Raw genomic sequence first — 5,825 nt, forward strand, 5'->3', positions numbered from 1 at the left:
CAACAAAGTATCGCTTTAATCGAAGAAAATCCTTTTTTGACTGCTGGCAAATCGAGTACTTTTGCCAAACTTAAACACAGAATAGAATACCATTTACAAACTCGTTCTACCAAAGAAGCGTTTGTCCAATTTTGGAGTCAAGAGTATTTATCCGATCGAGAATTGGTAACCGAGTTGGATTTTTTTACCGATAGAATCGAGCCTTTATTAAAAACGAACTATTATCGTCGCAGTGATGCTAATGGTGTGTACATTGATAATTTTTGGCGCATCGATCTTTTCTTTGCGATCTTTTTTGCAGTGGAATACCTTAGTCGTACTTTTTGGGTAGCAAAAAACAGAAACGATCTTAATTGGTGGGATGCTATGCTACGTTACTGGTATGATGCTTTGATGCTCATACCTTTATGGCGATGGTTGCGAATTCTCCCTGTGACAATTCGTATCCACAAATCAGGTTTACTGGATATGGAGAGGATTTTATCCCAAATTACCCATGAACCAGCAGCTTATATATCTCATCGTGCATCAATGTTTTTAATTGTACGGTTATTGAACCAAAGCCAAGAAGCAATTAATAATGGAGCGATCGCCAAATTACTCACATCATCCACTACAGAAACCCTTCATGCCACAGAAGATAAAATTAATTTAATCATCGATCGCTTGATTAGTTTAGCTATCTGTAACGTTTTACCCCAAGTACAACCAGATATCGAAGATTTATTGCGTCATATCCTCAGAGGTGCGCTCAAAGAATCAGATGTCTATCAAACTCTCAAAACAATTCCAGGGATTGCTAGTTTACCTCAAGAAGCGATCGAGCAACTAGCAGATTATCTCGCTCAAGCTGCTTATGATGTTTTGATTAATTCTTATGCTGATACAGAAGGTAAAATTATATTCGATCGCCTTAAAGATAATTTCTCTCTGACTCTGAAAGAGCAGCTACAAGATCGAGCCACTCAAAGCGAAATTCAAACTTTACTCTCAGATTTATTAGAAGACTGGAAGTCAAGCTACGTCAAAACTTCTCATCAACGTAACCCAGAAGATACCCTGGCTGAAACAGAAGAAATAGCAGTTACTTGATCCACACCATCTAAGCTCTATATTTATCAAACTCACATTGACAAAATAATGGAAATAATTATCGCCTTATGTCTGGGAATAACTCTAAGTGCTGCTTGTGGATTTCGGGTATTTGTACCACCATTAGTAATGAGCTTAGCAACTATTTACGGACATATTCCCTTATCATCAGGTTTTGAATGGTTAGGAACAACCGAAGCCGCGATCGCTCTTGCTATTGCGACTACACTAGAAATTTCGGCTTACTATATCCCCTTTGTCGATAACTTGTTAGACGCAGTGCAAATTCCTTTAGCTGTGGGAATCGGTACCGTAATTACGGCTGCTACTTTAGGACATACTGACCCTGTATTGCAATGGACATTAGCTGCGATCGCTGGTGGCGGAACGGCTGGTATTATGGGAACGCTCGCTAGTTTTACCAGATTAGCTTCTACAGGAGTTACAGGGGGATTGGGTAACTTTATTGTCGCTACCATTGAAGCAGTAGGCTCAATTTTATTATCTCTATTGGGTATTGCTTTTCCCTTGTGGACAGCGTTAATCGTCTTGGGGTTACTGATCTTTGCAATTACAAAAATAGTATCTAACCCCCCACCAATTTTTAGAAGAAAGAAATTAGAAGGATAAAATTGCGGGCGTTGGTGATTCTAGGTATGAAATAAAGAATGATATCGTTCGTTGCTGGATGAAGAGTTGCCCTTCGGGAAGTGCGCTACCCAGAGCGCCTTTCGTCGACGCGGGGTCGCACTTCTGGATGAAGAGTTGCTGGTTGCTGTTGAAAGTCTTTAGCCAAGCGGAAAAAAAGTCATATTGTTTTTCATACTTTAATTCACCAATACCAAATTGCTTTATATCTTTCTACTGATGCCGATACTAATTGTAACTTTGTAAGATTTAAAAATAAATATTCGTCTCCTCTGTACGAAGGAATGGCAATTCGCCTTTAACACTAACTTTTGAATTAAAAACTATGTCTCCCACTGCTTTTATCACTGGCGCATCTCAAGGTATCGGGAAAGCTACCGCTTTATTGTTTGCTAAAAATGGTTACGATCTCGTTATTACAGCCCGCACTAAAGATAAATTAGAAGCTGTTGCCGAAGAGATTAGAAGCTTGAACAGACAAGTACTCGCTATTTCCACAGATGTTGGTAATCACTCTGCTCTGGAAGCTCTAATTAATTTAGGACTCGAACGCTTTTCTCAAATCGATGTTTTAGTTAACAACGCAGGTATTTGTATGACTGCGCCAATGGCTAAAACTACCATTGAAGATTGGCAAACAATTATCAATGTCAACTTGTGGGGATATATCCATACGATTAATCTGATGTTACCCCATTTCTTAGAAAGAAAACAAGGCAGTATTATTAACGTTGGTTCATTTGGTGGTAAAGTACCACTACCCAACATGACAGCCTACTGCACTAGCAAATATGCTGTTACAGGTTTAACCGAAACTCTGCGTTTAGAATTGGAACCCCAAGGTATTCACGTTTCAGGAGTACACCCCAGCGTTACCAATAGCGACTTTTTAGAACGTGCTGTTTTTAAAGATAGCGATCCAGAGCAAATGAAGCAAATGTTATCCAGTCCTTTTGTGAGTCAACCAGAAGATGTTGCTCAAGCTATTTGGGATGCAGTTAAATATCCCCAAGCAGAAGTAATAGTGGGTTCGGCAAAAGTTCCTACTTTTCTCAATCGTTTGTTTCCGAGTATTACCCAAGGAATGTTACAGTTAGGGACTAAAACTAATTAACATTAGCGAACAGTAAGCATTCGTCAATGACTAGTTATTGGTTGGAAATTTGGGTATTGCTGAAAGGTTATGCTATTTATTGGTTCTGCGGGAGGAACTGTTGATTGCCAGAAAAAAGGGCGTTGCTGAATGTGTAATGCTGAAAAGATATTTCGTTGAGTTGTTAAGTAGTAAAGATGTTGAAGTCCATATCGTTATGGCAATACTTCTCGTTTAAGCCCACTAAGGCTTTAAAAGTGGGCTTGAATATTTTGAAACTTCATATATAAAAATCTCTATTAAAATCTTTAATCAAGAAGTATTATATAGTTACGGGACATTGCTGAATTGTAATGATTTCTTCAAACGCAACGCCATAAACTTAATATCTTCTCGCTATCTCAATTAAATTTGCAATAATAAATCTATCAATTGCACCTGTTTTTTACTTGTCTTATACTCTGTAGTAGCTAAGGCGGAAGTTTTGTAAATGTTCTTACATCGTATTCAAGTTCCTGATTTTCGTGCCTTAAAAGATATTGATATCACTTTTGAACCAGAATTTAGTCCTAGTATTTTCCCTCTTAGTAGTCTTAACGGTGGCGGAAAAAGTACACTTTTACAGTTAATATTTATTCTTCTAAGTTGTTCTGGCGATCCTGAAAAACATATTTTTATTCAGAATATGCTTGAAGGATTTAAATTTAATGCTGATGAGAAAATAAAAACTTTAGCAATCTTAAAAATAATACATGACAAGCATATAATTTTTTTAACTTTTGAATGCTATCAATATAAATTTATTGATGCTCATATTAAAGATAACTTTAGAATTTCTTTGGCAGAATTTATCAATTCAAGATCTAATATCAACGACAGAGAAATATTTAAGGATACACAACTAATTTGTAGCTGTCAAGATAGGAAAGGAAATCAATTCATTTTACTATGTATAATCGAACAAAACTTTTCACAAAGAATTGATATTATTTTCAATAAAATATCTGAAAAAGTATTTTTAGCAGCACCTTTAACTCAATTTTGCCACTTCTTACGAATATCTGGTAATTTTCATAATCAAGTATTCTTTAACCAAAAAAAAACAGAATATAGCTATTATTCAAAAATTACAAGTAACAAAAAAAGCTATTAAATTTCTTTACTTACGATATATTGGATTTGGATTACATTATTGATTTTTTCAAATATGCTAGAGATAAAGATTTTAAACAAGCTATAGAGTCAGGAGAATATGGAAATACTTATAAAAGTGTTTTAAACGAATTAAATTCTATACTGGTAAATAAAAAAATTAATATAAAATCAGATTTATCACGAGTTAACTTTAAAATAGATAGAGATGGAGAAAGTCAGGAATTATATCCAGAAGATTTAAGCCATGGAGAACTGAAAAGACTTAGTATTTATATATGGCTTAGGTTTAAAAACATAGAAAATGCCATAGTACTAATGGATGAAATAGAAAATGCTTTTCACCCCGATTGGCAATATCAAATAATATCCGATCTCGTTGAATGGGGAGAAAGTAACCAGTATATACTAGCAACCCATTCTTATGAATTATGCCAAGCTTTGACCCCCGCTCATGTTAAAGAATTAGAGCCAAAACTTTTAGCAGAAAAGCAGATTGAAAATTAATGTAGAGCGTTTATCACAGATATTTAGTTCTTATAGTATTAACTATTAGAAAAGCCCAGGAATATTGAAATAAAATTGAGCCAGATAGTTAGTGGAGTAGAAATGATTAAATTTTTAGAGAGTAACTTTCTTGAGAAATAGGTACATTTTATTCTCATCAAGATTGCTATAACTAAAAAAATCACATTGCTTATTTTTTAAAGACTTTATATCAATTTGCTTAAAGTGGTATTTCTACAGCTTTGTTTCCATTACCATTATTCTGATTAGTCTCTAAGTTATTTAAGTAATTAACCTGGGTAGGATAGGCAAATTCAATATGATGTTTCGCAAATTCTGATTTAACCTTGAAATTGATTTTCTGCTGAGCATCCATATAGATAGTGTAGTCATTACTCTCAATAAAGTAAACTATTTCAAAATCTAAACTATATGCGCCGTAACCTGAAAAATGAGCGCGATCGTAAGTAGCATTTTCAGTATCATTAATAATATTCTCAATCAAAACAGGTATTTTAGCTAGCTGTTCGGAATTGGTTTCATAGAGAACACCAAACTTAAAGACAACCCGACGTTGTTGCATTCTTTTGTAGTTACGAATTCGCGAACTTGTGAGATCGGTATTAGCGATAATAATTTCTTCGCCGTCAATACTTCTTAGTCTGGTGGTTTTAATCCCCACATATTCTACTGTACCTAAATAATCACCCACAATAATAAAATCTCCTAACTCAAAGGGGCGATCTAATAAAATAGAAAAGTAGCTAAACAAGTCTTGTAAAACTCCTTGGGAAGCCAAAGCTACAGCAACTCCACCAATTCCTAAACTAGCTACTACAGCTGAAATATTGAAACCTAAGTTATCTAGTAAAAAGATAATGCCAATTAACCAAATCACCACTCTAATAGCAGGAAGTAAAGCATCAATACTTTGTTCCAAGTTGCTATTATCCCGATGGTAATTTAGCCAGTAAATTTTAATTACACACTCTACTAAGGAAGTAATTAATTTAACAACAAAAAAGGTGGCAACAAAAATTGCTAAAACTTCAATAATACGCCCCAAAATTGGATGTAACGTTAGGTTTTGGATTGCCAAGAAAAAACCACCTAGATACAAGACAGGAATGAAATTTCTCTCAAAAATACGAATAATCGCATCATCATAAATAGTTTCGGTTCTGGCTGCTAGTTTTTTGAGTCTTGTAATCGCAAAGCGACGAATGATTTTGACAACAATCTTGCTTGCTACAATAACAGCAAGTGCTAATAAATAATCAGCTAAACTATTTTCAAAGAAAGTATTAGATAACGTATCCCAAGATAAAGTATT

6 protein-coding genes are annotated in these 5,825 nt (G+C 34.8%); 5 read left to right on the forward strand and 1 reads right to left on the reverse strand.

All coding sequences use genetic code 11. The features are described 5' to 3' along the window. The 5 genes from H1P_RS36755 to H1P_RS40035 form a co-directional block, all read left to right on the forward strand. Positions 1–1,092, forward strand: a 1,092-nt coding sequence (locus tag H1P_RS36755; protein WP_186376232.1) for a hypothetical protein, incomplete at its 5' end; no start/stop codon positions are given. A 48-nt stretch (positions 1,093–1,140) separates the two neighbouring features. Continuing rightward, the gene (locus H1P_RS30265; protein ID WP_144874744.1) at positions 1,141–1,722 is read left to right on the forward strand and encodes a DUF4126 domain-containing protein; all 582 of its coding nucleotides are present in this window, start codon (positions 1,141–1,143) and stop codon (positions 1,720–1,722) included. 343 nt (positions 1,723–2,065) lie between these two features. Next, entirely contained in the window at positions 2,066–2,854 is a 789-nt protein-coding gene (locus H1P_RS30270) for an SDR family NAD(P)-dependent oxidoreductase (RefSeq protein ID WP_144874746.1), read from the forward strand. A 469-nt stretch (positions 2,855–3,323) separates the two neighbouring features. After that, a complete protein-coding gene (locus tag H1P_RS40030; protein WP_222427318.1) occupies positions 3,324–3,986 on the forward strand; it encodes a hypothetical protein in 663 nt (220 codons plus the stop codon). 26 nt (positions 3,987–4,012) lie between these two features. Beyond that, positions 4,013–4,492, forward strand: coding sequence for an AAA family ATPase (locus H1P_RS40035; RefSeq protein WP_222427319.1), 480 nt, complete (start codon positions 4,013–4,015; stop codon positions 4,490–4,492). Positions 4,493–4,712: 220 nt separating this feature from the next. On the opposite strand, the gene H1P_RS30280 is transcribed toward H1P_RS40035, so the two are convergent. Beyond that, positions 4,713–5,825: mechanosensitive ion channel family protein (locus tag H1P_RS30280; protein ID WP_246142023.1), on the reverse strand; the 1,113-nt coding region annotated here is incomplete at its 5' end.

Source organism: Hyella patelloides LEGE 07179, from assembly GCF_900659865.1.
Lineage (GTDB): Bacteria > Cyanobacteriota > Cyanobacteriia > Cyanobacteriales > Xenococcaceae > Hyella > Hyella patelloides.

Bases quoted from the DNA above. Each gene is read 5' to 3' on its own strand.
- H1P_RS30265 (WP_144874744.1), top strand. From the start codon at position 1,141: ATGGAAATAATTATCGCCTTATGTCTGGGAATAACTCTAAGTGCTGCT.
- H1P_RS30270 (WP_144874746.1), top strand. From the start codon at position 2,066: ATGTCTCCCACTGCTTTTATCACTGGCGCATCTCAAGGTATCGGGAAA.
- H1P_RS40030 (WP_222427318.1), top strand. From the start codon at position 3,324: ATGTTCTTACATCGTATTCAAGTTCCTGATTTTCGTGCCTTAAAAGAT.